Here is a 24,634-nt window from a genome sequence, read left to right as displayed (position 1 = left end):
GGGCGCGGGCTGCGGCGGCACGGCGGACAGGGCCGGCTTGACGGCGGCGGCCGGCAGGGCGGTCTGGCCGGTGCCGTACTCGAGGGCGGGCTGCCAGGCGGTGGAGAAATGCCGCACGAGCAGGTCGGTGACGGCGGCGGGCTGCTCCACGGGCACGAGGTGGGAGGCGCCGGGCACGACGGCGAGCCGGGCGTCCGGGATGCCGGCGACCAGGTGGCGGGCCTCGGCCGGGCCGGTGACCTGGTCCTCGGAGCCGACCAGCACGAGGGTCGGCACGCCGACCCGGCCGAGCTCGGTGCGGACGTCGAAGGAGGCGAGCGCCTCGCAGGCGGCGATGTAGCAGCCGGGGTCGGTGGTGCGCACCATCTGCACGGCCCACTCGGTGATCGCGGGCTGTGCGGCGGCGAAACCGCCGGTGAACCAGCGGTCGGGGGCGGTGCGGGCGATCGGGTCGAGCCCGTTGGTCCGCACGATGACGCCGCGCTGGCGGAACTCGTCGGCGGTGCCGAAGCGGGGTGAGGCGGCGATCAGCGCGAGGGACGCGACGCGCTCGGGGTGCCGCAGCGCCAGCTCGGTCCCGATCGCCCCGCCGAGCGCACACCCGGCGTACCCGAACCGCTGCACCCCGAGCCCGTCGAGGGTGGCGAGCAGCCGCGCGGTGAGCTCCCCGACCGACCCGGCCGGATACGCGGGCGCGCCCCCGTGCCCCGGCAGATCGAACCGGAAGACCCGCCACTGCTTCGTCAGCTCGGGGATCTGCCGGTCCCACATGTGCCATGTGGTACCGAGGGACGGCCCCAGGATCAGGACTGGTAGGTGTTCTGGCCCGTCAAAGCGGTATTGCAGCGTCTCGGTCTTGCCTTCGGTCACGGGTTCACACCTTCATCTGTCACGATCTGTCACACGCCCCCTGCGAGACCTCCCCACGCCTCCGCCGCCGGAAGCAGGTCCGCCACATCCGGCTTCACGTACCACTTCTTCGTCGTCTTCACGTTGGTGTGCCCGGCCCACATGGCGAGCAGGTGATCCGGCACCCCGTTGTTGGCGAGGTACGTGAGGCAAGACGCCCGAGCATCGTACAGACGGACCCTGCGAAGGCCGTTTGCATCCATTATTTTGTAGGCCCGCGTTCGGAGCTGCCGACCGTTCAGCGCGCGCCCAAGTTCATCCACGAGGACATACCCGCCGCCCTCGTACCCCTCGCCCGCCGCCAGGCGCTCCACTGCCTGGGTGGCGCGGAACGTCTTCAACGCTTCCCGTACGAGGCTCGGGATCGGCAACACACGCTCCCCCGCCATGCTCTTCGTGTCCTTCTCCACCACCGTGCGGTTGCCCATCATGGTCCGGGTGTTGGCGATGCTGAGCGTGGCTGCGGCCAGGTCGATGTCCGACCACCGCAGGCCGCAGACCTCCGCCGGACGGAGCCCCATCACGGACAGCAGCAACGGCGCGAACAGGCGGTCACTCTTCATCGCAGCGACAAAGGCACCCACCTCCGAGGCGTTCCATGGCTGGACAACCTCCTTAGTCCTCCGCTCCGCTTTCCGGGCCTTCAGCGGAATGTGCACCTCGCTGGCTACGTTGACGGGCACCAGACCGCGCGTGACAGCGCGGTTCAGGGCGTCCTTCAGTCTGGCCAGGCTCATGTCAACCGACGTGACCCCGAGACCCGTTCCCGCCTTCCCGCCCCGCACACGGCCCCCCTGGAGAGCCCACTGCATCCACGCCATCACATGGTCCTCCGTGAGTTCCTGCAGCCGGACGTTCCCGAGCTTCCCGCGTACACGATCCAGCGTCACCCGGTAGTTGTAGACCGTGGTCGGCTCCAGGTCTTCGGCCTTCATCACGAGCCACTGATCCAGCCACTCGTTCACGGTGATCTTGTTGGGCGGGACGAACGTCCCTTCATGCCGCTTGCTGGTGATGCGGGCGTACTCCGCCTTCGCTTCCCTCAGCGTGTTGAAGGTACGCCGGAGCTGCTTCCGCTTCCCCGTCTCCGGATCTGTGCCGGCGTCCACCACAAAGCGGTAGCGCACCTGGCCCTTTGCGTTTGGGAGCAGCTTCTTGATTGGTTCGGGCATCTCAAGTTCCTTTCCTGATGTGGTGGGCCAGCTCGCGTTTTCCCTCAGGGCGCCGACCAAGTGCGTGTCCGTCCGCGGGAGCTTGGCTGAACACCGACCAACCGCACCAACCCCGCTCAACGTCGGTCGGCTCAGTCGTGTCTGCCAATGCGATGGCCGGATCCTTCAACCACAACTCCAAAGCCAACCAGACCGGAATACGGGCCCCCGGGAAGGACATCGTCCAGGTCGAGCGGGCGGCCTTAGCTCGAAGCGGCCCGGCCCACCAACGACACGGCGCTGCGTGAGGCCCACGACGAGGCCGCGCGCAACCCGGAACTGGCCCCGCTGGTCCGCGCCGTCGAGACGCTGAAGGCGCCGGTGCCGGCCTGACCGGACGGGTCCGAGCAGGACGCGAACCCGGCCGGTTCCGCAAAGGACCGCCGGATGTGGCGAGGAATGGGTCTGCATCGCCCTCGACACGTGTCGTCCGCCGAGTACGAAGATGACTTTCGGCCGCCTCATATTCCTCCTGAGACGAGATGATGGACTGCACGGAACTCGGACACCCGTAGCCGTCACCCGCAGAAAGCGGCAACGAACGCCCATGTCGCGCCGAGTCGCCGCCAAATGTCGGCACGTACGGCGCCAATGGTCCGCACGGTCGCCGGTTTGGCGAACCGGCGATCATCGGCTATGTTGCCTGCCGCATCACGGGCCCTGTGTCCGCTCGGCCTCACAGTCGGCAGGTGAGCGCGAGGCTCCGGGAGCGCTGTCTGGGGGCGACCATCAGCGGACCGTCACCCGTGAGCCGGTCGAGATTTGCCGTGACGCGGCGCTCAGGGACCCCTAGGGTCTGTGCGACCTGCCTCGTTGTGGCACCCGGATGCCGTGCCACGTGCGCGAGGACGACACGATCTGCGCGGTGGCCTCGCTGGAAGAGATTGTCTCCGAAAAGGCTGACGGCGGCGCAGGCGGAAACACAGAGCCCTGTCGAGACCGCGAGGTAGTTACCGGCCGTTCGCCCCCCCCAGACATTTAGACCACCGAGGACAAAGAGCACGGGCGAAGTGAAGCGAGCAGATCGAATAGCAGACTCAGACAGACGGGCCTCCTAAGAGGGAGCCACACCAGCGGGCCAACCCTCACAACGCCCACCCCAAATGGTTTCAAAGAAGTGAGCGGAGCCGAGCGGTGGCACCGTCTGGCCTGGACTTTGCGGGACGTTGTACGTTGACATGCCCTCGCGCCACTATCCAGTCTTTCTGCGATCTTTCTTGTCTGCCGTAGGCGAATTCGTCGCTTCTGCAATCCGGAGGCATCGCGGCACAGGGTCCGATGGCGGATCAAGCGATGCGTCTAAAATGGGTAAGGCTGCCCATGAGACTTGTTGCTACTCATGATCAGCTGGTAGTGGGCTACATGATCCCCTTCCATCGCCACGGCGGCGTCCCGGCCCGACCGCGCAAGCAGTCAATGCGGTACTGCGCCTCCCGCCGCCACTCTGGACGGCTGGCAGCGTGCTGCGCGGCATACGTCGTCATCCGCAGCTCTCGCGCGCCAGCCAGAAGTTCATACCCTTCCCACTCCGTGACGTCAGCGCCGTAGGTCTCGCAGAACGCGGCGTACTCCTCGGCGGACACCGCGCCGGTCGTGGTGAGCTTCACTGCGGTCGACACTAGATCCCACTCCGGAGGGCCGAACGAAGCGCGCTCGAAGTCGAGCAACATCGGGCCGGCCTCCGTGCGCGCCACGTTGCCGACCCATGCATCCCCGTGGACTACACACTCCGGCAGGCCCTTCGGCCTTGAGGCCCATTGCTGCTTGAGGTCCTCAAGCCGGCCCTTCAGCCACAGCCGGTCATCGTCAGAAATCGTGCTCGCTGCGTCGATGCGCTCATCCAGCCGGACGAACGGGTCCAGCTCACCCAGTGGCAGGTCTGGTTTCGGCAGGGCGTGCAGTTGCTTGAGGAGCACGACGACGTCGGTGACAGTCCCGATTGCGTGTGGCGGCAGCTCTTCCCAGAACGTCACCGGGTACCCGCTGGCTGCTACCGGCTGCCGCAGATCAAGGGCGCGTACGGCGGGCACGCCCTGGGCTGCCAGCCAGCGGGCGACCTGAACCTCGCGCGTTGCGGCAGCGACCTGGCCAGGCCGGGCGATACGCACCACCATCCCCCCGGGCAGACGCCAAACGGCGTTCTCGGCGATCCGTATCGGTTGGGCGTTGGTCGCGTCGAGGCCAACGGCATGGCACGCCTCCTCAAGTACGGCTTGGGTGGGCGTGGGTGAAGTAGTCACGCCTGCACCGTAGCTGCGATGCGCTCGCGCAGGTCGCTGGCCTCGGGGAGGTTCCGGTGTCGGCCTGCGAACCGGGCGAGTTCCCGCAGGTCCTCGGCGGCCCGGCAGGAGGTTAGCTTGCCGACGTCGTCCAGCGCTCGGTGGCCGAGCACGACCGCGTGCCGCGGATCGTCGCCCTTGGCCATAACCAGGGAAGCGAGCTTTGTCTCGGAGATGGCGCGCGAGCGGGCAAAGGTGTTGCCGTGCCCCTTCACCGCGATCTCGAAGCGGCGGGCCGCCTGCCCTGGGTCTTGGTCCGCGTGGACCGCGAGGTCGAACAGCGCGTGGGCGGTGTCGCCGTGGTGCTGGGCGTAGTCGTAGTAGGCCATCCACGGCGGATCCTGTGCCGGGTCGGACTGTTCGAACGCGGCATCGGATTCTCCAACCGCGCGCAGGGTGTTGGCTACGTCACGCATCTTGCCGAAGGCGCGGGCACGTGCGGTGTGGAGCATGGCACGCTCGGTCGCGGTCAGTCGGTCGGAGCGCACGAGACCCTTCTCTGCGTGAGTTAGGCCAGTATCCGGATCTCCGATCCAGATTTCCTGCCGGGCCATGAACGAGTACGTCTTGGCGCGCAGGTGCCACTCCCCGGCTTCTTCCGCGCACTCAGCGGCTAGCCGGAAGCTGACTCGGGCATCGTCGTGAGCGTACGCGTCGAACTGCGAGGCGCCGACGACAACCCCTAACCGAGCTACAGAGGCCAGGAGTTCAGGCCGCAGGGGCTCGGGGCAGGGCACCGGCAGCAGGGAGGCTCCCCACATGATGGCGCCGCGGGCGAGTTCTCGCACCGCGCCGCCGCCTCCGTACTCGTTGTCCTGGCGATGGATGACATCGGCCAGCGACTTCAGTTGCCTGATCTCGCGCGGGCGGATCTGAGTCGGGACCTCCCGGGGGGCTGCTGGGGTCACGAGATGGGCGAGGTCTATGGGGGCGATGGCGGCAAGGCCGCTCGTGGCAAGGAAGGCGCGACGGTCCACAGAGGCAGGGCTCCCGCTTGGAGGTGTAGTACTACCTCTGCCCAGGATGCGGCCTTCATGGACCTGAACCGGCACCTCCGCCCTGCCAGTGGGTGCACTTTCCGTTTCAGGACGGGCTTTTTCCGTTTGCCCGAACACCATCCCCCACGCCCGGGTGAGGACTCCGCCCGTCTGCAGGACCTCGTCCAAGCGCTCAGCCAAGTCCTTCGAACAGGTAGCAGTCCGCTTCTCGATCTTCTCAATGAGTGAACCGCTGACCTGCACTCTCGCGCCCAACTCGGCGTGCGTGAGAGGGCCGCGCTTCTTACGCCAGGTCCGCAGTTCATGACCGAACCAGTCACGCGGGGATGCGTCCGGAGTCAATTGCTTCTCGGGTCTTGGCATGGGCTGTTCCTCGCTCGCGAAACGGAAGATCGAGGTTTCCGAATCAAGATCTGCACGCGGTCCTGTCGGCCTGGCTCAATGGTTGCTCACGGCCGCCACCCCAGTACACACCGCATCCGGCGCCGGTTGGAGAGATTTCGTGGAACGAGGGACCCCCCGTGAAGGCAGACCTGATGGAGGCTCAACACACCCTTACGGACGGCACAAGCGCTGCGGTCCGGACGCGTTCCGGAGCATGCGAAATCGACGTCGCTCTGACAGCCGCTGCCGTCTCGGGCGTGCGTGACCTCGTCAGTGCGTGCCTCCGTTTGTGGGGCCTGACCGAACTCGACTGGCGGGTCACGCTCACTGCGTCCGAGCTACTGACGAATGTCTTCCAGCACGCCCGCAAGGAGGATGAGTCCTCGGTTCCAGCGAAGGTCGTCCTCACCCGGACCCCCGACGGGGTCTTCCTGTGCGTCAGTGACCCGCACCCCTGGCTCCCAGCCCCCGTCTCGGCAGGCGACAACGACGAGGGCGGGCGCGGCCTGATGTTGATCAAGACGCTCAGCGACAGATACGGCTGCTCGTCCACGGCCCACGGCAAAGACGTTTGGGTCACGATCCTGCACTCGGCGTAGCCGCAATCTCCCTGCCTCTGACGAGACCCGAAAGGACCACCATCATGTGCCAGCACTCGCCGCCGTTCCCCGGGGCCGACGCGAAGGCCGGCGGCGGTTCATCGTCAGCGACGCTGCGCTCGGAAGAATCGAATGACAGCTTCGGGTTGAGGCACGGCCCTCGCACGAGAACTCTTCTGGGAGGGCGACGTCAGCGAGATCGCTCGTACTTCCTGGTCTACCTTCCGCGCCCTCGCGGACAGGGCGCGATGTACGCCCGCACGAGCTGCAGCGTCGTGGAATTACGGCAAGCCTGCCTTCGGGCGCTCCGCTGCATCGCGCCAGTAGTCGGCAAGCATCTCGCTCGGCCAGGCCGGCTGGCGGATGGAACCTCGGGGCCCCATTTCCTGAAAGTAGGGGGCCAGATCAATCACCGGCGTCCCGTCGACTGCGTCGAGGTCGGTCACCAGAAGGTCGCGGCCGTCCACGCCCAGCAACCTCGGGTAGCTGACAGCCAACTGGTTGGGGCGCCGATGATTTCGGTGGACGAAGGTTCCGGTCGCTGGCCACTGCACGTTGCCCCTGGGGCTGCGGGCGTGGAGTTGCACGTCCTCGGGCTGCGCCAGGTGGAAGCGCCACGTCACCGTCAGGTGGGAGAACTCGTCGATTCCCCGCAGCGTTTCGAGGGGGTACGCCTCGTTGAGTCGAATCACCGACTCAACCCCACCCTGGTAGTCGTCCTGAACGCGGGTGTGTCCCCCGACGACCGTTGCGATCGACTCGACCTCGTACGACGTCACCGGTACTGGTTCCTCTCCTCGGGCGATGCTGGTCCGCGGGCTGCCATGGGGCATCGAACGTCCGTGTCGCGATCAGCCTATGGCCCGGAGCATGCCGCGTGCCCGGCGATCCAGCTCGGTGACATGGCGGCCTCCGCGTTGCCGGACGGGCGAGAGATCGCTCTGGATCCGGACGATGACGTCACGTGCCCGGCCGGACTGGACGCCCGTCATGGCGTCGAGTGCTTCGTTCCAGGTTGCGCACGCCTCGTCAAGGTTTCCCCGCTGAACCTGGACTGCACCGAGGTAGCCGAGCGTCACGCTGTGGGTGCGGGCGAACTGCTGGCGCCGGCGCGTGGCCACACTCCGCTTGAAGTGGATCTCCGCGTCGCGGGGCTGACCTATGTCGCGCAGCGCGCAGGCCGTCTCGTGGGCGAGGGAGGCTTCCTGGAAGAAGCCGACGCGAGCCGGCGTCTCGGTGGTGTCGGCGCGGGCGAGGTCCCGCTCCGCGCGGCTGATAGCCGCGAGGGTTCCGGAGCGGTCGCCGTCAGCCGCGAGCGCGCGGGCGTAAACGATCGCCAACAGCGCCTTCTCGCGGTGGCTGGCCTGGCCGTAGCGGTCGCGAGACATCGAGGCGTCGGCCAGGGCCAGCGCCCTGCGTGGGTGCCCGAGGTCGACGGCCTGGTGAGCAAGGGCGCGCAGGACGTGGCCACCGAGCGGTCCGTCACCGGCCTCCGCCGCGATCCGGGCGGCGATGGTGAGGTAGCGCTGGGCGGTGCGGTGTTCGCCGGCGTCGAAGGCCATCCAGCCAGCGAGGTACGTCATCTCTGCGACGGCAGAGTGCGTGTCGCGGCGGAGCTGATCTGTACGAAATCGGCCACCGAGCAGCGGCACCGCCTCGTCGAGCAGGTGGCTGGCGAGGGCTTTGCGGCCGGTTGCGCCGCCTCGCTGCTGGTCGCGCGCGGAGTAGTAGACCGTGAGGTCGCGGACGTCGTCGATGTCGGCTCGGGTCACCGAGCGCGAGGAGGACGGTCGGCGGTTCGCCGCTGCGGCGGGGGCGGCTGCCCACCACGAAGTGGTGGGCAGGGCGAAGCCGACTGCGGAGTAGGCGGCGGTGGCCAGCAGCTTGCGTCGGTGCATGTCGAGGTCGTCGCTTCCCAGCTCGGCCAGTGCGGTCAGAGGGTCGACGCTCCAGTCGGATCCGGTGTCGGTCGTGCCTGTCGGCTCTTCTTCCAGCCCGAGGTCGGCCAGGGAGAGCCGGCGGCCAAGCCTGCGGGACAGCGTCTCACGCAGGATATGCGGCCCTCTGCCACTCGGCTTCGTGCCGAGCACCCACATGGAGATGTGCGAGCGGGAGATCACCTCCAGCTCACGCACTCCACACTCCGCCGCCACGCGGGCAACGGCGGCGGCTGCTTGCGGCTGGGACCAGCCTGCTTCGCGCAGGAGTGCGGCAAGGGCGACGTTGCGGTCACGGGCCATGGACTGCCCCTCGGTTCCGTAATGATCTTTGGCGCCTTTGGCGACCTTCCCGTCCACCAAGGCATACCCCTCGAACGGGATTCGCGGTTCGCTCAACGTAGCGGCCAGATCACTCACATCGCACGCCGACCGACGCCTCCGACAGGCGATCTCGGCTCACTTTGGCTTGATCCGAACAGGAGTTGTGGCATGCGCCTTTTGCTGGTTCCTCGCCGAGACGGCAGCCAGCCCGTGGGCGAGCGCGGGCGGCAAGCGCCCGTCACCGCGGCACCGGCGCCGGAGCGCGATCACGTGGTGGCCGCGTCGGAGACGGTGACACTGGTACTGGGCGAAGATTCGCCACTACCCGAGAGCGCTGCCGACGTGGAGGACCTCGTTCGCCTTCTGCGCGGCCACATTGCCCAGTTGGGTGCACGGACCGCTCCGCATGTTCCCGCCCTGCTGCGTGCGCAGCGGCTCTGCTCCGACAGGATCCCGGAGGGTTATGTGTCGAGCCGGGTACACCTGGTCAGGCTCGCCAAGGCCACCCAGGAACTGACGGCTTACGTGGAACGCGGCGGTCCCGGGCCGAACAGCAAGGAGGGCGGGCGGCGTTGGCCGAGGCCAACGCTCAACGTGCTGCGCGGCACCGTCTTCGCCCTCGCCCTGGCCTGCCTGATCTTCGCCGCTTCGGTGCCGCGGACATGACGGTGACCGGTGCCGTCGTCATCGCTCTGGTCCTCGGGCCGACGGCCTGGCTAATGCTTCGCGGCGAGCGGACGGCCGACCTTGCACGGGCCGCCGAGCACCTGCCGCCGCCCGGCGCTCCCTCCCTACCTGGTGAACACGGACCTACCTACCGCCCACCGTTCCCGGCCGCTGCGACGGCCCTGATACGGCCCCGAACCTGCGGGGCTCACGGAGATCCACACGATGAATCGGCTTCCGCGCATCGAGCAGTACGGCCTGATCGGCGACACACAGACCAGTGCCCACGTCTGCGATGACGGTTCGATGGACTGGCTGTGCCTGCCCCGTTTCGACTCGCCGGCCGTCTTCGCCGGTCTGCTCGGCACGCAGAAGCACGGCTCCTGGCAGATCTCTCCGGCGCCGTCCGCAGGCCGGAGGGGTTCAGAGAAGGTCGCTGAGCGCCAGTACCGCGGTGACTCGCTCGTCCTCGAATCGGTGTGGCGCACCCCGACGGGTTCGGTCCGCGTCCTGGATTTCATGCCGCCGCGCGACGGGGCCCCGCAGGTGATCCGGATCGTTGAGGGCCTGACCGGCGAAGTGGAGATGGTCTCGGCCATGCGTCCTCGACCGGGATACGGCAGCGTCAGCCCGTGGATCCACGAGGTCGGTGGGCGCATGGTCGCGGAGGCCGGCGCGGACGCTCTGTGGCTCGATACCTGCGTCCCGCAGGTGGAGAAGGACGGCGTCGTCGTCAGCGCCTTCACCATCGCCGCCGGACAGAGCGTGGCGTTCGTGCTCAGCTGGTGCCTGTCCCATGCAGCCGCCCCTGGCGTTGCTGCCCCCGAGACCGCCCTCGCCGAGACGCTCGCCTTCTGGCAGGACTGGACGCAGGAGTGCACCTACGACGGGCCCTACCGCGAGGCCGTGGTCCGGTCCTCGATCGCGCTGAAAGCCATGACCTACGGGCCGAGCGGCGGCATCGTCGCAGCGCCGACCACGTCACTTCCCGAGGAGATCGGCGGTGACCGGAACTGGGACTACCGATACACCTGGCTGCGCGACGCCTCCACCACCTTGGCCGCACTGCTGGGGACCGGGTACCGGCAGGAGGCACAGGCATGGCGGCGATGGCTGCTGCGTGCTGTGGCCGGGGACCCGGAGAACCTGCAGATCATGTACGGGATCACCGGAGAGCGTGACCTGCGGGAGCGGGAGCTGCCCTGGCTTCCCGGGTACGAGGGCTCGGCCCCGGTACGGGTCGGAAACGGCGCGGCGAACCAGCTGCAGCTGGACGTGTACGGCGAGGTGATCGAGACCTTGTACGTCGCGCACCAGAGTGGTGTCGCCCACTGCGCCGACACCGCGGTCCTGCACCAGCGGCTGATCGAGCACCTGGCGCAGCGCTGGCAGGAGCCCGACGAGGGCATCTGGGAGATCCGCGGGGCTCGCCGGCACTTCGTCCATTCCAAGGTGATGGCCTGGGTGGCGGTCGATCGCACCATCCGCCTGGCCGAGGCCGGCGCGCTCGACATGGATCTGGCCCCTCTGGTCGGACTGCGGGCGACGATCCACCAGGAGGTCTGTGACAAGGGCTTCGACCCGGTGCGCAACACCTTCACCCAGTCCTACGGCTCGCAGGAACTGGACGCTGCCACGCTGCTCATCCCCCGCACCGGCTTCCTGCCGCCCGACGACCCGCGCGTGATCGGCACCGTGGATGCCGTACGTCGTGAACTCTCCACAGACGACGGACTCGTGTACCGGTACCCGACCCGCGGCAAACGCACCGGGGTGGACGGCCTGACCGGCGACGAGGGCACCTTCTTCCTGTGCAACTTCTGGCTCGTCGACGGCCTCGCCCTGACCGGCCGCCTCGACGAAGCCCGCTGCCTCTTCGAGCGCCTCCTGGCATTGCGTAACGATCTCGGGCTCCTAGCGGAGGAGTACGACCCCGTCCAGCAACGCCAGCTCGGCAACTTCCCGCAAGCCTTCAGCCACATGGGCCTGATCCAAAGCGCCCTGCTCCTTCAGCAGATGGCGACGCATTCCTCTCCCCGCCACGGCGCGGTCGCGATTCCTGCGCCCCGCTCGACCTCCCGCAGCACGCTCCAGAACGCCGCAGACCTGACGCCGCAGCACGCATAGCCCCCCCACCCCCTGACGAGGATTCCCATGCCTGACAGCGCCTCCCCGGCACGGCCGGCCGCTACCGGCCACCGCAGACGGCGGCCCCCGGTCGACGCGGACACCCTGCGCCTCGCCCGCCGCGCCGTGGCACTGCCTCTGGTGCTCCTTGCCGCGGTGCTGGGCGCCGCCTTCGCTCTCGGGTCGGTGGCCGCCGTAGGACCCGGCTGGGTATTGGTCTATCTGGTCTGCGGACTGACGGGGGTCGTCGCGGCGGCGGCTCGTGGAGCGCGCACCGTCGCCAGAACCGTGCAGTCGGCTGTAGAGGAGTCCCAGGCAGCGGCGCTGAAAGCGGTCGCAGGGGCGGCGGCGGCCGTCGAGAAGTCGGTGCTGTGGTCGACGGACGAGCTGTGCCGCGGGAAACGCCCATCGCTGCCGGACCCACAGACGCAGCAGTCGCCCACTGCGACGACCGAGATCGACAACGCGCTGAGTGTCCTCCAGGCGCAGGCCATCGCATCGCTGATCCGTGTGCACGACGAGTCCCAATCCGTCGTCCTCCTGGAAGTGCTCCGGCGCCTGGCCATGCGCGAGCACGCCCTGGTCAGCAAGGCACTCCAGGCACTGAGCCGACTGGAGATGCTGACCGACGACCCGGAGCTGCTGGCCAAGATCTTCGAGATCGATCACCTCGTGACGCGGATGCGCCGCCAGGTCGAAAGCACGGCGGTGCTGGGCGGGCAATCGCTGCGCAACGTGCGCCGACCCGTTCCCGTCACGACAGTCCTGCGCGGCGCCGTCTCCGAGGTCGTGCAGTACCCGCGGGTCGCCGTCGCGGCCGGCTCCGTGGGCGTGGAACTGGGGCTTCCGGGCCATGTCGGCCCGGACCTGACGCACCTGCTGGCCGAGCTGATCGAGAACGCCTGCGAATGCTCCGATCCAGCGACGAAGGTGATGGTGCGGGCGCAGCGGGTGCCACACGGGCTGGCCATCGAGGTCGAGGACCGGGCCATCCCCATGCATCCGCAAACGCGGGCGCAGATGAATCACCTGCTCAAGACCCCGGACGAGGTCGACGTCAGCGGCCAAGTCCGAGCTGGCCAGCTCGGCTTGCTGGTCGCCGCGAAGATCGCCCAGTCACACGGGCTGTCCGTGCTCCTGCAGGAGAACGTGACGGGGGGCACCACCGCCCTGGTCGTCATACCGACACGGCTCCTAGTAGCAACTCCATCGGTCGAGGACGCGGGCGCCCCGCCGCCCGAGGAAGCCCGACCCTCCGGGCGGCAGCCGCAGCAGGCCGCCGCGACCCCCGCCGCCCCGAGGGCAGCACAGGTCGCACATCCCGGCGCAACTGGGGAGCCGACCGCAAAAGCGGGTCAGTCGGCCGACGCGCCCGCTCTTCCCACCCGCACACGCCGGACGGAGCCCTTCCGTCCACCACACGAGCGGGAGCAAGCCCCCGTGGCCGCGACGACGCCCGGGCTCGCAGCCGCCTTCCGCAACGGCCTCCAAGCCAGCGGGACCGCCGGCTCCCCCACAACAGAACACCCCAGGCCCTGACCCTCGTCCTTCCGCGTTCCCGGTGGCCCGTGGCTTCCGCTGGCCCTTCCCCTTCTGGAGCGATCCCTATGAGCACCCACCCCCCGATCAGCAACGTGACCGACGGCACGCCCGCATCCGCGACGACCACAAGCGGACAGCGGGACAGCATGGTCTGGCTGCTGCGTCAGTTCGCCTCCGAGACACCGGGCGTCACACACGCCGTCCTGATCTCACGTGACGGGCTGCGTCTGCTGGACAGCGATGTCGACAAGGACTGGGCGGACGAACTGTCGGCCGCCTTCAGCGGGGTGGCCTCACTCGCGGCAAACATCACCGGTCCGCGCGGGAAGAAGAGGCCGGCGGGCCAGGTCATCATCGAGCGAGACGACTGCCTGTTCTTCGTCCAGAGCGCCGGGCGCAGCGCGGCCTTCGACACCCATCCCGGCAACGAACGCGGTGAGGTGGACACCATCCTCGCCGTCATCGCCGCCAGAGACGCCGACGCGGGCACCGTCGGGTTCGAGATGGGGCGCCTGGTCCAAAAGTTCGCCCCGTACATGGTGATCCCCGTCCGTGTCGGCGCGGGCGGAGAGGTCCGGTGACCACGTACGGTCGCGCGGCCGAGGAGTCGGCGTTCGTGCGGACCTACACCCTGACGCGCGGGCGTACCAAGCCGCGGCACCTGCTCGGTCTGGAAACCGTGCTGGAGCCCGGAGCGGGCAGGCCCGGCCCGGCGCAGGCCGAGGAGTGCGAGGAGATCCTCGCCCTGTGCCGGGAGCGCCGGCGGTCGGTGGTCGAGCTGGCGGGCCGCCTTGGCCGGCCCGTCACCGCCGTCAAAATCCTCGTGTCCGACCTCATGGACGCCGACGCCCTCGTCGTCCCCCTGGCCCAGTCCTATGCCGATACCGGTGCGGGCTCCGGTCCGTCTACTCAGCTGCTGGCAGCCGTGTCAGCGGGCTTGAAGAGGAAGTGGCCTGATGCCGTTGCCTACCCCCAGGGCCGGTCCGTCTCCCCAGCTGCTGGCAGCCGTGTCAGCGGGCTCGAAGAGGAAGTGGCCTGATGCCGTTGCCTGTCCCCAGGCCGGATGACCCGGCCGCGGTGCCGCATAGTTCGCCGCTCCTGCGGACCGGTGCGCCGACGGTGCTGAAAATCGTGATCGCCGGGGGCTTCGGCGCGGGCAAGACCACCGCCGTGGGCGCCGTCAGTGAGATCACGCCGCTGAGCACGGAGGAGTACCTGACCGAGGCGAGCGCGGACGTCGACAGTCTGGCGGGCATCGAGGCGAAGGAGACCACCACGGTCGCCTTCGACTTCGGCCGCCTGAGCCTGCCCGACGCGCCGATGCCTTTGGAGCTGTTCCTGTTTGGCACGCCGGGCCAGGACCGTTTCGTCGACCTCTGGTACGACCTCTCCCGCGGCGCCGTCGGCGCGGTCGTCCTGGTCGACACCCGCCGCTTGGAGAGCAGCTTCACCCCCGTCAGCTTCTTCGAAGACATCGGTCTGCCCTTCGTTGTCGCCCTCAATCAGTTCGACGGGGCGCACCGCTACCACCCCGAGCAGGTCCGCACCGCTCTCGAACTTCCCGCCGCCGTGCCTGTGGTCACCTGCGACGCCCGCGACCCGAACCACGTCGCCGGCGTCCTGCTGACCCTCGTCGACCACGCCGTGAACAGCGCCGCTACCACCCGCGCTGGTCACGCTCCTTCCACCAACCTCCAGGACGCCTGATGCCACAGCACCCCAGCGACCTCTACCGCGCGCCGCAGGAAGCCCCGCCCACCCGGTCCTTGCCGCGACGCGATATGCGGGACGTCGCACGCGGCCAGCCTGCCCCGCCCACCACCGCCCTCACCCGCCAGTCGCCCCAGCAGTCGCTGGAGCTGGCGCGGCGTTACGAGCTGCTCAACCTCTTGGGCGTGCCGCCCGTGGCCAACGAGGACTTCGATGAGCTGGCCCGCGACATGGCTGAGCAGGCCGGGTTCCTGTACGGCTTCGTCAACCTGGGCTTGGAGGAGCAGACCTTCGTCGGGCTGCACCAGCCGCCCGCCGACAGCGGGTACGTGATCGTCGGCCGCACCATGAGCCGCGACCACGGCTGGTGCCCGGAGGTCATGGCCCGCAAGAAGGCCCTCCCGCTACACGATGTACACGCCAGCCCGCGCTTCAGCGGTAACGCGGTGGTCGACGCGGTCGGGATCCGCTCCTACTTCGGCGCCCCGCTGATCCACGAAAGCGGCACCGTCCTGGGCACGGTGTGCGTCATCGACCCCGAGAAACGGCCTCTGAGCGAGGCCCGACGGATCAGGGACATCACCATCAACACCGGCACGCAGGTGATGGACCACATGTCCCGGGCCCTCGTCCGCTAGGCCGTTACACGCCCCCACCCGGGAGCCGTAGGCGATCCCCGGCCGCTCCGCGTCGCGACCTTCATCCAGGGAGAGGGAGACCATGTCCGCCACACCCACCACGCCTCCGCCGGCGCTGCGTCCCTACCTCACCGCCCGCCACGACCTGCTGTGGCAGGAGGCAGACTCCTTCGCGGCCGAGCACGTCGCGCCGCGCGCCGCGCGGATGGAGGCCGCTCCGGGCAAAGTGGAGCGCAAGGTCGCCGGCCTGATGGCCGCACGGCGCTGGTTCGCCGTCACCGTCCCGGCCGCCTTCGGCGGACTGGGCGCCGGACACGTGGCCAAGACCATCCTGGTCCACCGCATCGCGCGGGCCTCGGCGGCTGCCGCGGCCATCCTGCAGGCCACCCTCATCCCCGTCGGCGCCCTGCTGCACTTCGCCACCTACGAGCAGAAGGGCCGCTGGCTGCCCCGGGTCGCGGACGGGTCCCTGCTGCTGTCGATCGCCGTGACCGAACCGCAAGCCGGCGGACACATCGGCGGCATCGAAACCACCGCCGAACGCGCCGGCACCGAGTGGGTGATCACCGGCAGCAAGACCCACATCGGCAACAGCCACCTCGCCGGAGCCCACCTCATCATCGCCCGCACCGCCGCACCCGGCGTGAACACCTCCCAGGCCCTGACCGCGTTCATGGTCGAAGCCGACCGCCCCAGGCTCTGCGTCCCCGACCACCGTGCCGGGCTCGGCCTGCACGGCTTCTCCGCCGGCCGACTCGACCTCGACCACGTCCGCGTCCCCGAAGACAACGTGGTCGGCGAGGTCGGCCAGGGACTGGCCGTGGCCCAGAGCAGCAGCATCCTCTACGGCCGCCCCAACCTGGCCGCCGTCAGCCTCGGCATCCACGAAGCCGTCGTGGACACCACCACCAGTCGGCTCAAGACCCGAGCCCGCTACCGGGGCGCCCTGTCCGACCTGCCCGTCCTGCGGGACCGCATCGGCGGCATGGAGGCCCGCCTGCGCGCCGGCCGGATACTCGCCTACCAGGCCGTGCACCTCCTCGACCAGGGCCTGCCCTGCGACGCCGACCTGATCAACTCGAAATACCTCGGCCACCAGTGGGCCATGCAGTCCGCCCAGGACGCCATGGAACTGCACGGCGCCCACGCCCTCGACCGCGACTACGTCCTCCAGCGTCTGTGGCGCGACATCCAGCACACCTACCCACCGGCCGGTACCGGCGAAGTCCAGCGCATCCGCCTGGCCGATGCCGCCTTCGACGAAGACCACATCCAGTGGTCCGAACGCCTCGCTGCCGAAGCCGCCTGGGCGCGACCCGACCCGACGGCCGCATGAGCCCCCGTGCGCGGCACCCCGTGACTCCCCACCGCCGCGCACGGGCCCGTGCCGCCGGCCCCCGTCCCCCGCGGGGACCGGCGGCACCCCTCCCCGTGACCATCCACCCAGCCGAGAGAGACACCGTGACCCCGCCCGTGACGACCAGTGCACCGATCACGCCCCTGACGCCGACCCTGCAGCGCGTCGCCCAGCACCTCGCGAACGGCCTCACGGCCCAAGAGATTGCCACGCAGACCGTCCTGTCACCCGTGACCGTCCGCCAGTACCTCCGCGACATCCGCGAGAGCCTCCACTGCCCGCCCCGCTGCAAGCCTCCGGTGATCGTGCACCGCATGTTCGCCACCCAGCAGGTGGCCCCACCCACGGCGGACCGGCCAGCGCCATCCCTCACCCCGGAGCAGCGGCTGCTGCTCCGAGCCGTCGCCGAGCACAGCGACCCCCGCGGCATCGCCGTCGCCGCCAAGCTCGCCCCCGCCGACCAGCGCGCCGCACTCGACCAACTCCTCGCCGACACAGGCGCGCGGGACACCACCCACCTGGTGATCCTTGCCCACGGCTGGAAGCTGCTGCCGACCGACCCAGCGGCGCGGAGCGGAGCGAGCCAGTGAAAAGGCCCCCCACTCCCCTGGCCCGCGAGGAGCCTCCGGCTGCTACCTCGTCCGCGCCAAAGTACCCGGGCGCCATATACACGGTGCGCACGTTACGCACGGACGCCGAGCGCGCGGAAGCCGCGGCTCTCGTGCAGGACCGGCAGCGCTGGCTCACCCTGCGCGGTCTCCCGGTGCCCGCCCAAGCCGACGTGCCGACCCTGTTCCGCGACCCGCAGACGAACTCGGCCGGTCTGTTCGAGGACGGAAAGCTGCTCGCCTGCATGGTCCCCGCGCACGATCCTGGCCTCAGCTGGGGCGACGGCCCCTGCCTCCGCCTGGGACGCGTCCACACCCTGCCCGACCAGCCCGACGACATCACCCGGCTGATCACCCTGTGGGCCTCCGACCTCGCCGCCCGGCTAAGCCTCCCGCTCGTACGGGCCGAAATCCTGGCCCGCCACGCCCTCCAAGCCGAGCCCATCGCCGCCCTGCTGCGTCGACTCACGGACATGGGATGGGACGTGCGGGGTTCCGGTCCGGGCCGGGAGGGGGACCGCGTCGCCCGCCTCGAACTGGCCGCCGAGCACCGCCCCGGACTCAGCGCACTGATCAGCTGCCAGGCCCACGCTCCTTATCCGGCAGGGGACGATCGGAGCCCCGCGTGACAACCGACCAGCCACAGCGACCCGACCTCGCCCGCGAGCTGATCGCCCGCGCACAGGCGTCGGCCGCGCACCGGGCCAAGCGCGTGCGCGACCAGCTCGACGCCGTCCAACTCGGGCAGGGCCGGCACACCGACCACGCCAACACCAACGTGCTGCGTCGCATCCTGGCCGAGCACGACTGGCCCGGACACCGCCTCGTCGGCGTTTCCGGCGCCCGCGCCGCCTGGCGCATCGCCCTGCACAGCGACGACAACTCAGGCTTCCAGCGCGCCGCCACCAGACTGCTGGAACGAGCGGTTCAGTCCAACGACGCGCTCGTCCACCACTGGGCACACCTGCACGACCGCACCCTCATCAACACCGGCCAGGACCAGGAGTACGGCACCCAGCTCCTGCTGAGCGCCGACGGGATCGAGCTGTGCCCGCTGCGCGCGCCGGCGTCCGTCGACGCGCGCAGGGCGACCGTGGGTCTGCCGCCGCTTGCCATCGCTCTCAAGGCGGTGCGCCGCCGCTACAGGCCGGACCACTCTGCCGCTGAAGCCCTGACCGTCGTCCTCGCGGGGGCGGCGTGAACACGCGCCCCCCAGGTTCTCCACCAGTCGGCCTGCCGACCGCCACTCCGCCCTGCGAAAGGATCGTTGACCGATGAAGCTCACCACCGCCGTCCTGGCTGCCGGTGCGGCCGTCTCCCTCACCAGCGCCATGGTCGGAGCCGCCCGGCTCAGGCAGGACGCGCGGCACCAGGCCCAGCGCAACGAGACGGTTCTCGCCCGCAACCAGCTCGACTGGCTGGCCCAGATCTCCACCAACCCCGACCTCGCCAAGCTCTGGACGCCCGAGGACATGGACGTCGAGGAGTACATGCAGCTGCTGAAAGCCAACCAGCTCATCTGCATGCTCAGCCTGCGCAACCGCCTCGGCTTCGTCCGCACCGGGCACCTGCCGTGGTACGCCGCGCAGCTGATGGAGAGCGACGTCTGCCAGCGGTACTGGAAGCGGTTCGGCAGCCTCCGAGCCGAGGAGGCCGAGGGCGATGAGCAGGCCGAGCACTTCACCCGGGTGCTAGACCAAGCCGCCAGCAATCCTCCCCGGGCCCAGGCCGCTACGGCCTGACGGCACCACCCCGACTCCCCGGCGCGCGACCACGCAGGCGCCTTCGCCGCCCGTCGCCGTCTGGTGGCAGACCCCGGGGTCCGACCGGGCCTCGGCATCCTGCACCACCCACTCCTAGGAGGCATGTATGACCGCCATTCAGGCCGAGAGGCCGACCGCTCCCGCGCAGGCGAACCTCGCGAAGACCGACGACGACCCGTTCGTCCTCGACATCACCTTCATCGAGGGCACGCCGGCGACCGAGACGGTCCTGATGTGCAGCACGGGCGACACCTGCGGCAGCTCCTGCCCCAGCGCCTGCACCACCTCGTAAGCCGGGACACCTCGGCAACGCGGGCCGGACGGGGACTCTCCCCGTCCGGCCCGCCCAGCCCGCCACGCCAGAAGATGAGGAGAGCCCTGATGACACGGCGACGGCCCATTCTGTACGAGGCCGCGGGGCAGGCCATGCTGCGCGCCGCGGCGCACACCACCGAGCCCACCATGCCGCTCTGGCCGTCAACCACGGCGCCCGTGGAAGAGTGGCGCGCCTGGCTGCGTACGGTGTGGTCCGACACCGACTTCCGCCAGACCGTGTCGCAGACGACCCCTCACCTCGCCGAGCAGGTGCGGGCCATCATCGACGGCCACACGCCGAAGGCGCGCCGGATGCGCCGGGCGGCGCTGGCCACCGCCCGCTACGCGATCCGCTACACACGCCGCTCCACCCCCTTCGGCCTGTTCGCCGGCGTCGCGCCGCTCGGCTTCGACCAGACCACATCCGTCCGCATCGGCGACGAGCACCAGGCCGTGGCCCGCCCCGAGCCGGTCGGTCTCGAGGAAATGCTCAGCGCCTGGGAGAGCGACGCGGCGCGCATGGCCGACGCCGAGGTCTGCGTCAACACCCTGATCCGGCAGCGCGACCGGCACATCCACGTGCCCTCGGAGGGAGACGCCGCCTTTTGCCTCGCTCTGAGCCCCGCACTACGTCTCGTGCTCGACCTGGCCCGATCACCCATCGCGTACCGCCAGTTGTCAGAGAAGCTGGCCGCGGAGTTCCCCGCCGTGGACGGCACCGCGCGTGACCGGTTGCTCAGTGAACTGCTGCGGGTGCGGCTGTTGCGTTCCTCGCTGCGCGCGCCCGCCACCGTCGCCGATCCCACCGACGTCTTACCGCCTGCGGCGCGCGCTCAGACAGCCGGCCTGCGGGCCGCATGCGACCTGCGGCTGGACGCCGACGTGCGGCTGCCCGAGCAGGTGCTGACCGAAGCGGAGACCGCGGCGACCGTCCTGGCCCGCCTGGTCACCCATCCGAACGGGACACCGACCTGGCGCCGGTGGATCGAGCAGTTCACCGAGCGCTACGGCGAGAACACCGCGGTGCCGGTGGAGGTGGCGACGGACCCCGACCGGGGCGTGGGCTTCCCGGTCGGGTTTGTCACGGCGAGCGAACCCCCTCGGCCGATGTCCCGGCGCGACCGCCTGTTGCTGGAGCTGACCGGCACCGCCGCCGCCGAAGGCACCCGCACCGTCACGGTGACCGGGGTGATGATCGAGGAACTGGAGGCAGCGGCCGGCGGCAAGCCTCGCGAGGTGGCGCCCCACCTCGAACTTGCCGCACAGGTCCACGCCTCCTCCGGCCCTGCCCTGGACCGGGGTGACTTCCGGCTTCGTGTGCTGACCGTCTCCCGCTCGGCCGGATCGATGACCGGCCGGTTCTGGCACCTGTTCCCCGGCATTGAGGCCACGTACGCACATCTGCCCACCGTCGATCCGGAGGCGGAACTCGCGCAGCTCTCCTTCCACGCCGGACGGGTGGCGGCCGACCTGCTCACCCGCGCGCCCCAGGCCCTGCCCCGGATCGTGAGCGTCGGCGAATTCCGCCGCCCCGCCCCGCACGTCCTCTTCCCCCGCGACCTGGCAGTCACCGTCACCGACGGCCGCCCCCAGCTGGTGGAATCCGCGACGGGCAAGCCGCTGGAGCTACTGGCCCCCACCGCCATCAACTTCTTGTGGAACAACTACACCCCGCCGATGGCCCGCTTCCTCGGCGAGATCAGCAGGGCCACCTCCCCGCAGGTGACCTGGTTCGACTGGGGCGCCGCCTGGACCCTGCCCTTCACCCCGGCCCTCACCTACCGGCGCACCATCCTCACCGCCGCCCGCTGGAAAATCCACAGCCGCACGCTGCCCGCCCGCACCGCACCACTCCAGCAGTGGGCCGACCAACTCCACGCCTGGCGTGCCCGGTTCCGGATGCCGGAGCGGGTCCTGCTCGTCGAGGACGACCAGCAACTGCCCCTCAACCTGTCCCGCGACATCGACCTGGACCTCCTGCGCGCGCACCTGGACGCCAGCCCCTTCGGCATCGCCACCCTGCACGACGCGCCCCCGCCGGCCGCCGACGGGTGGATCGGCGGCCGGGCCCACAGCATCGTCGTCCCCCTGGCCAGGCGCTCATGACCACGATGACCGTGCCCCGCACGCAGGACCTGTCCGAGGGCGCCCTGGGGATGGCCCTGCTCGACATCGAGCGCCGTGACCTGTCCACCGCCCGCCGCCACCTCGCCCAGGCCACCGCCCGCGGGGTCAGCACCGGCAGTAACGCCAGCCTCTTCCACGGCGCACCCGCCCTGGAGTTCGTCCTGACCCGCGTCCACGGAGCTGGCGGCGACGTCCGCGCGGCCGTCGACCGCGTCGTGGACGCCCGGCTCGCTGCCGCCCACCGTCGCCAGGCGGCCGGCGCGCTGCCCCACCTCGCCGAATGGGACCTCATCCGCGGCATGACCGGACTCGCCGCCCTCCTGCTCTCCCGCCAACCGCCCGCGGCCCGGCTGCCCGACGTGCTCACCTGCCTCGTCGCGCTCGCCCGCCCCAGCCCCGGTGACGGCCGGACACTGCCCGGGTGGTGGTCGCCTGTCGGCCCCGACGGGAAGGAGATGGCCGGCGGGCACGGCAACAACGGCATGGCTCACGGCATCGCCGGGCCCCTTGCCGTGCTCTCCCTCGCCCTGCGCGAAGGCATCCGCGTCCCCGGTCATGAGGAGGCCGTCGGCACCTTCGCGACCTGGCTCGACCGGCACGGCGCCCACTACTGGTCCACCGCAGCACACCTGGACGCCGAGCAGCCGCCCGCGCCGGAACCGGCCCGCCAGTCCTGGTGCTACGGCGGGCCCGGCATCGCCCGCGCCCAGCAGCTCGCCGCGCTTGCCCTCGGCGACCCTGCCCGCCGCCGGGCGGCCGAGGACACCGTGGAGACCCTCCTGACCGACCCGCTGCACCTCGCCCGCATCACCGACTCCACGCTCTGCCACGGCTGGGCCGGGCTGCTGACGCTCACCCGCGCGGTCGCCGCCGACAGCGCCGCACCCAACCGCTTCAGCCCGATCATCCAGGACCTGCACCGACGGCTGGCCACCGGTTGGGAGCGCCTGCCCAAGCTCGGCTTCATGGAAGGCCGCGCCGGAGCCCAACTCGCCCTGCAGGCCGCCGACGCCACCGGCTGGAGCCGCGCCCTCCTGCTCACCTGACCCCCGAACCTGCCGACGTGCAAGGAGTTTCCTACGAATGGCCTTCGACGACGAGAACCTGCCGATCCCTCCGGCCACGTCCTGGTGGCACACATCCGTAACCTTGCCCAACCCGCACACGGACGCCGCTCGGGCCCTGGCGACCTCGCTGTCCGGGTACCGCTTCCACTTCCTGCGCAAGGACGCCGGCGTGCGTCTGCGCACCGAACAGCCTGCCACCGGCCTGCTGGACCAGCTCGTCGCCGACGGCGTCATCACCGGTTGGACGGGCGGGATCTACGAGCCGGAGACGCATGCCTTCGGCGGCCCCGAAGGCATGGACGTCGCGCACGACGTGTTCTGCGCCGACAGCCCGGCCGCGCTCGCCGAGACCGGCACCCTCGGCGCCCGCGAGCGCAGCGTGATGCTGCTGTCCGCCATGATCCGCGGGACCGGGCTGGACCCGTTCGAAGCCGGAGACGTCTACGCCCAGTGGGCCGCCCTGCGGCCCCCCGTCACCCCGCCCCAGGGCCCCGCGCTGGAGATGGCCGTCTCAGCGATGCGGCGGCTGATGAACGCGGACGCCGCCCTGCGCCCCGACGCGGAGGCGAGCTGGGTCGGGCGCGTCGCAGCGTTCGAGGACGCCGGCCGCCGTCTGCGCCGGCTCGCATCCGACGGCCGACTGATACGCGGAATCCGAGCAGTTATCGCCCATCACGCGATCTTCGCGTTCAACCGCGCAGGCGTGCCCGCCGACGTGCAGGCCGCCACCGCGTGGCTCGGCCGTCACGTCGCCTTCTCCACCCAAGAAGGAGCTGACGTGTCTACCCGCAAGTCCGCCTCCGCGGACCCTAGCCTCCCTCGAATGGAGACCACCGTGACACCCGTAACTGACCCCAACCAGCTGCGCGAAGCCCTCGCCCAGCGGCTCGCCGACAGCGGCCACTTGCGCAGCCAGGCGGCCATCGACGCCTTCCGCACCACGGACCGGCACGCCTTCCTGCCCGGCGTCGACCTGGAGAGCGCGTACAAGGAGGACGCGGTGCCGATCAAGCACGACGAGCACGGGGAGATGATCTCCTGCATCTCCGCGCCGTCCATTGTCGCCACCCAGCTCGAACAGCTCGGCGCCCATCCCGGTCACAAGGTCCTGGAAGCCGGAGCGGCCACCGGCTACAACGCCGCCCTCCTCGGCAAGATCGTCTCCCCCGGTGGGCAGGTGTGGACGCTCGACGTCGACCAGGACCTCGTCGCCGGCGCGAACCGGCACCTCGCCGAGGCCGGCGTCGACAACGCCACCGCGGTCATGGCCGACGGCGCGGCCGGGCTGCCCGAACACGCCCCCTACGACCGGATCATCTTCACCGTCGGCGCCGGTGATGTCCCCGTGAAGATCCTCGACCAGCTCGTCCCCGGCGGGCGCCTGGTCCTGCCGATGCGGATCCGCGGCAGCATCTCCCGGAGCTTCGCCTTCGAACGGGACGGCGACACGTGGAAGACCGTCTCCTGCGAGATGGCCACCTTCATCCCGTTGCGCAAGGGCGTCTGCGACGACGTGTACACGCTGGTGCCGATGGCCGGCGAGGGCAACGTGCGCCTGGAGACGTTCAGCGAGCAGGACGTCGACCGCGACGCCTTGCGTACCGTCCTCGACCAGCAGCAGACCAAGATCTACACGGGGGTGAAGTTCCGGCAGGGGTCCGCCTGGGAGTGGCTGTACCTGTACCTGGCCTGCGTACTGCCCAACGGCCTCTCCCGGCTGCCGGGCCAGCGCCCCGGGTTCACCCCGCACTTCGGGTGGGGGTCCATGGCGGCCCTCGACGGCGGGTCGCTCGCGTACCTGAGCATCCGGGAGGGCGAGGACGAGAAGGGCCGGTACTGGGAGGTCGGCGTGATCGGCCACGGCGAGGGCGGCGCTGGCCTCGCCGAGCGTGTGGTGAGCGAGATCCGCGACTGGGACGCGACCGGCGGCAACGACGCCGCCGAGCCGGGCTTCCGGATGGCCGTCGCGGACTCGCGTGACCGGCTGACGGCGGACGACCCGCGCTTCGTCGTCGACAAGCCGTACAGCCGACTGGTCGTCGACTGGGCGCGCAAGGGCTGAGCCGATGATCC

Annotated in this window: 23 protein-coding genes and 2 pseudogenes; 18 read left to right on the top strand and 7 right to left on the bottom strand. The window is 70.1% G+C overall.

Annotation, left to right across the window (positions count from 1 at the left end):
* Both N4P33_RS02195 and N4P33_RS02190 read right to left on the bottom strand, forming a co-directional pair.
* A partial coding sequence (locus N4P33_RS02195) for an alpha/beta fold hydrolase (protein WP_260824413.1) occupies positions 1-870 on the bottom strand: 870 nt, incomplete at its 3' end.
* A 29-nt stretch (positions 871-899) separates the two neighbouring features.
* A complete protein-coding gene (locus N4P33_RS02190; protein WP_260824412.1) occupies positions 900-2,081 on the bottom strand; it encodes a site-specific integrase in 1,182 nt (393 codons plus the stop codon).
* A 246-nt stretch (positions 2,082-2,327) separates the two neighbouring features.
* Between N4P33_RS02190 and N4P33_RS02185 the strand changes: the two are divergent.
* Positions 2,328-2,453: pseudogene (locus N4P33_RS02185) on the top strand (MarR family transcriptional regulator); the annotation flags it as partial.
* Between the two features lie 1,025 nt (positions 2,454-3,478).
* Here N4P33_RS02185 and N4P33_RS02180 read toward each other — a convergent pair.
* The 3 genes and pseudogenes from N4P33_RS02180 to N4P33_RS02170 all read right to left on the bottom strand — a co-directional run.
* Positions 3,479-4,360, bottom strand: coding sequence for an aminoglycoside phosphotransferase family protein (locus tag N4P33_RS02180; RefSeq protein ID WP_260824411.1), 882 nt, complete (start codon positions 4,358-4,360; stop codon positions 3,479-3,481).
* Positions 4,357-5,376 (bottom strand): hypothetical protein, encoded by a 1,020-nt coding sequence (locus tag N4P33_RS02175; protein ID WP_260824419.1) that lies wholly within the window; start codon positions 5,374-5,376, stop codon positions 4,357-4,359. Before N4P33_RS02175 ends, N4P33_RS02180 begins: the two co-directional genes overlap by 4 nt.
* 156 nt (positions 5,377-5,532) lie before the next feature.
* Positions 5,533-5,760: pseudogene (locus N4P33_RS02170) on the bottom strand (helix-turn-helix domain-containing protein); the annotation flags it as partial.
* 158 nt (positions 5,761-5,918) lie between these two features.
* On the opposite strand from N4P33_RS02170, the gene N4P33_RS02165 reads away from it, so the two are divergent.
* Positions 5,919-6,380: an ATP-binding protein gene (locus tag N4P33_RS02165; RefSeq protein WP_260824410.1), complete on the top strand. Its 462-nt coding sequence runs from the start codon at positions 5,919-5,921 to the stop codon at positions 6,378-6,380.
* A 281-nt stretch (positions 6,381-6,661) separates the two neighbouring features.
* Here the strand turns inward: N4P33_RS02165 and N4P33_RS02160 are convergent, their stop codons facing one another.
* Entirely contained in the window at positions 6,662-7,159 is a 498-nt protein-coding gene (locus N4P33_RS02160) for an SAM-dependent methyltransferase (RefSeq protein WP_260824409.1), read from the bottom strand.
* Positions 7,160-7,231: 72 nt separating this feature from the next.
* Entirely contained in the window at positions 7,232-8,620 is a 1,389-nt protein-coding gene (locus N4P33_RS02155) for a Tat pathway signal protein (protein WP_260824418.1), read from the bottom strand.
* Positions 8,621-8,809: 189 nt separating this feature from the next.
* Here N4P33_RS02155 and N4P33_RS02150 point away from each other — a divergent pair, with 189 nt between their 5' ends.
* From N4P33_RS02150 to fxlM, 16 genes are all read left to right on the top strand, one after another.
* Positions 8,810-9,307: a DUF6415 family natural product biosynthesis protein gene (locus tag N4P33_RS02150; RefSeq protein ID WP_260824408.1), complete on the top strand. Its 498-nt coding sequence runs from the start codon at positions 8,810-8,812 to the stop codon at positions 9,305-9,307.
* 225 nt (positions 9,308-9,532) lie between these two features.
* Positions 9,533-11,434 carry a glycoside hydrolase family 15 protein gene (locus tag N4P33_RS02145; protein ID WP_260824407.1) on the top strand — a complete coding sequence of 634 codons (1,902 nt, stop codon included), beginning with the start codon at positions 9,533-9,535 and terminating at the stop codon, positions 11,432-11,434.
* Between the two features lie 27 nt (positions 11,435-11,461).
* Positions 11,462-12,973, top strand: a complete 1,512-nt coding sequence (locus tag N4P33_RS02140) for an ATP-binding protein (protein ID WP_260824406.1) — start codon at positions 11,462-11,464, stop codon at positions 12,971-12,973.
* A gap of 68 nt (positions 12,974-13,041) precedes the next feature.
* A complete protein-coding gene (locus tag N4P33_RS02135; RefSeq protein ID WP_260824405.1) occupies positions 13,042-13,557 on the top strand; it encodes a roadblock/LC7 domain-containing protein in 516 nt (171 codons plus the stop codon).
* Complete coding sequence (locus N4P33_RS02130; protein ID WP_260824404.1) at positions 13,554-14,015, top strand: DUF742 domain-containing protein; 462 nt, start codon at positions 13,554-13,556, stop codon at positions 14,013-14,015. The genes N4P33_RS02135 and N4P33_RS02130 overlap by 4 nt, the downstream gene beginning before the upstream one ends.
* Complete coding sequence (locus N4P33_RS02125) at positions 14,015-14,683, top strand: GTP-binding protein (protein ID WP_398536331.1); 669 nt, start codon at positions 14,015-14,017, stop codon at positions 14,681-14,683. The genes N4P33_RS02130 and N4P33_RS02125 overlap by 1 nt, the downstream gene beginning before the upstream one ends.
* Positions 14,683-15,324, top strand: coding sequence for a GAF domain-containing protein (locus tag N4P33_RS02120; RefSeq protein ID WP_260824403.1), 642 nt, complete (start codon positions 14,683-14,685; stop codon positions 15,322-15,324). Before N4P33_RS02125 ends, N4P33_RS02120 begins: the two co-directional genes overlap by 1 nt.
* 82 nt (positions 15,325-15,406) lie before the next feature.
* Positions 15,407-16,660: an acyl-CoA dehydrogenase family protein gene (locus N4P33_RS02115; protein ID WP_260824402.1), complete on the top strand. Its 1,254-nt coding sequence runs from the start codon at positions 15,407-15,409 to the stop codon at positions 16,658-16,660.
* 137 nt (positions 16,661-16,797) lie between these two features.
* Positions 16,798-17,271, top strand: a complete 474-nt coding sequence (locus tag N4P33_RS02110; protein ID WP_260824401.1) for a LuxR C-terminal-related transcriptional regulator — start codon at positions 16,798-16,800, stop codon at positions 17,269-17,271.
* A 74-nt stretch (positions 17,272-17,345) separates the two neighbouring features.
* Positions 17,346-17,918 (top strand): hypothetical protein, encoded by a 573-nt coding sequence (locus N4P33_RS02105; RefSeq protein WP_398536345.1) that lies wholly within the window; start codon positions 17,346-17,348, stop codon positions 17,916-17,918.
* Positions 17,915-18,490 carry a DUF6624 domain-containing protein gene (locus N4P33_RS02100; protein WP_260824399.1) on the top strand — a complete coding sequence of 192 codons (576 nt, stop codon included), beginning with the start codon at positions 17,915-17,917 and terminating at the stop codon, positions 18,488-18,490. The genes N4P33_RS02105 and N4P33_RS02100 overlap by 4 nt, the downstream gene beginning before the upstream one ends.
* 73 nt (positions 18,491-18,563) lie before the next feature.
* A complete protein-coding gene (locus N4P33_RS02095) occupies positions 18,564-19,031 on the top strand; it encodes a DUF6082 family protein (RefSeq protein WP_260824398.1) in 468 nt (155 codons plus the stop codon).
* 127 nt (positions 19,032-19,158) lie between these two features.
* Entirely contained in the window at positions 19,159-19,344 is a 186-nt protein-coding gene (locus N4P33_RS02090) for an FxLD family lanthipeptide (protein WP_260824397.1), read from the top strand.
* An 89-nt stretch (positions 19,345-19,433) separates the two neighbouring features.
* Positions 19,434-21,473 carry a lantibiotic dehydratase family protein gene (locus N4P33_RS02085; RefSeq protein ID WP_260824396.1) on the top strand — a complete coding sequence of 680 codons (2,040 nt, stop codon included), beginning with the start codon at positions 19,434-19,436 and terminating at the stop codon, positions 21,471-21,473.
* Positions 21,470-22,540, top strand: a complete 1,071-nt coding sequence (locus N4P33_RS02080) for a lanthionine synthetase C family protein (RefSeq protein ID WP_260824395.1) — start codon at positions 21,470-21,472, stop codon at positions 22,538-22,540. Before N4P33_RS02085 ends, N4P33_RS02080 begins: the two co-directional genes overlap by 4 nt.
* 37 nt (positions 22,541-22,577) lie before the next feature.
* On the top strand, positions 22,578-24,623 hold the full coding sequence (gene fxlM / locus N4P33_RS02075; RefSeq protein ID WP_260824394.1) for a methyltransferase, FxLD system: 2,046 nt from the start codon (positions 22,578-22,580) through the stop codon (positions 24,621-24,623).
* Positions 24,624-24,634: the final 11 nt, after the last annotated feature.

The sequence above is a fragment of the Streptomyces sp. 15-116A genome (assembly GCF_025290915.1).
Lineage (GTDB): Bacteria > Actinomycetota > Actinomycetes > Streptomycetales > Streptomycetaceae > Streptomyces.
The sequence above is the reverse complement of the archived record's forward strand: the minus strand, read 5'-3'. Positions and strand labels throughout refer to the sequence as shown.

What these genes read in the sequence shown, in the direction of transcription:
- N4P33_RS02095 (WP_260824398.1), top strand. Translation starts at nt 18,564, where the DNA reads ATGAAGCTCACCACCGCCGTCCTGGCTGCCGGTGCGGCCGTCTCCCTC.
- N4P33_RS02125 (WP_398536331.1), top strand. Translation starts at nt 14,015, where the DNA reads ATGCCGTTGCCTGTCCCCAGGCCGGATGACCCGGCCGCGGTGCCGCAT.
- fxlM (WP_260824394.1), top strand. Translation starts at nt 22,578, where the DNA reads ATGGCCTTCGACGACGAGAACCTGCCGATCCCTCCGGCCACGTCCTGG.
- N4P33_RS02115 (WP_260824402.1), top strand. Translation starts at nt 15,407, where the DNA reads ATGTCCGCCACACCCACCACGCCTCCGCCGGCGCTGCGTCCCTACCTC.
- N4P33_RS02190 (WP_260824412.1), bottom strand. Translation starts at nt 2,081, where the DNA reads ATGCCCGAACCAATCAAGAAGCTGCTCCCAAACGCAAAGGGCCAGGTG.
- N4P33_RS02150 (WP_260824408.1), top strand. Translation starts at nt 8,810, where the DNA reads ATGCGCCTTTTGCTGGTTCCTCGCCGAGACGGCAGCCAGCCCGTGGGC.
- N4P33_RS02080 (WP_260824395.1), top strand. Translation starts at nt 21,470, where the DNA reads ATGACCACGATGACCGTGCCCCGCACGCAGGACCTGTCCGAGGGCGCC.
- N4P33_RS02145 (WP_260824407.1), top strand. Translation starts at nt 9,533, where the DNA reads ATGAATCGGCTTCCGCGCATCGAGCAGTACGGCCTGATCGGCGACACA.
- N4P33_RS02135 (WP_260824405.1), top strand. Translation starts at nt 13,042, where the DNA reads ATGAGCACCCACCCCCCGATCAGCAACGTGACCGACGGCACGCCCGCA.
- N4P33_RS02090 (WP_260824397.1), top strand. Translation starts at nt 19,159, where the DNA reads ATGACCGCCATTCAGGCCGAGAGGCCGACCGCTCCCGCGCAGGCGAAC.
- N4P33_RS02120 (WP_260824403.1), top strand. Translation starts at nt 14,683, where the DNA reads ATGCCACAGCACCCCAGCGACCTCTACCGCGCGCCGCAGGAAGCCCCG.
- N4P33_RS02140 (WP_260824406.1), top strand. Translation starts at nt 11,462, where the DNA reads ATGCCTGACAGCGCCTCCCCGGCACGGCCGGCCGCTACCGGCCACCGC.
- N4P33_RS02155 (WP_260824418.1), bottom strand. Translation starts at nt 8,620, where the DNA reads ATGGCCCGTGACCGCAACGTCGCCCTTGCCGCACTCCTGCGCGAAGCA.
- N4P33_RS02085 (WP_260824396.1), top strand. Translation starts at nt 19,434, where the DNA reads ATGACACGGCGACGGCCCATTCTGTACGAGGCCGCGGGGCAGGCCATG.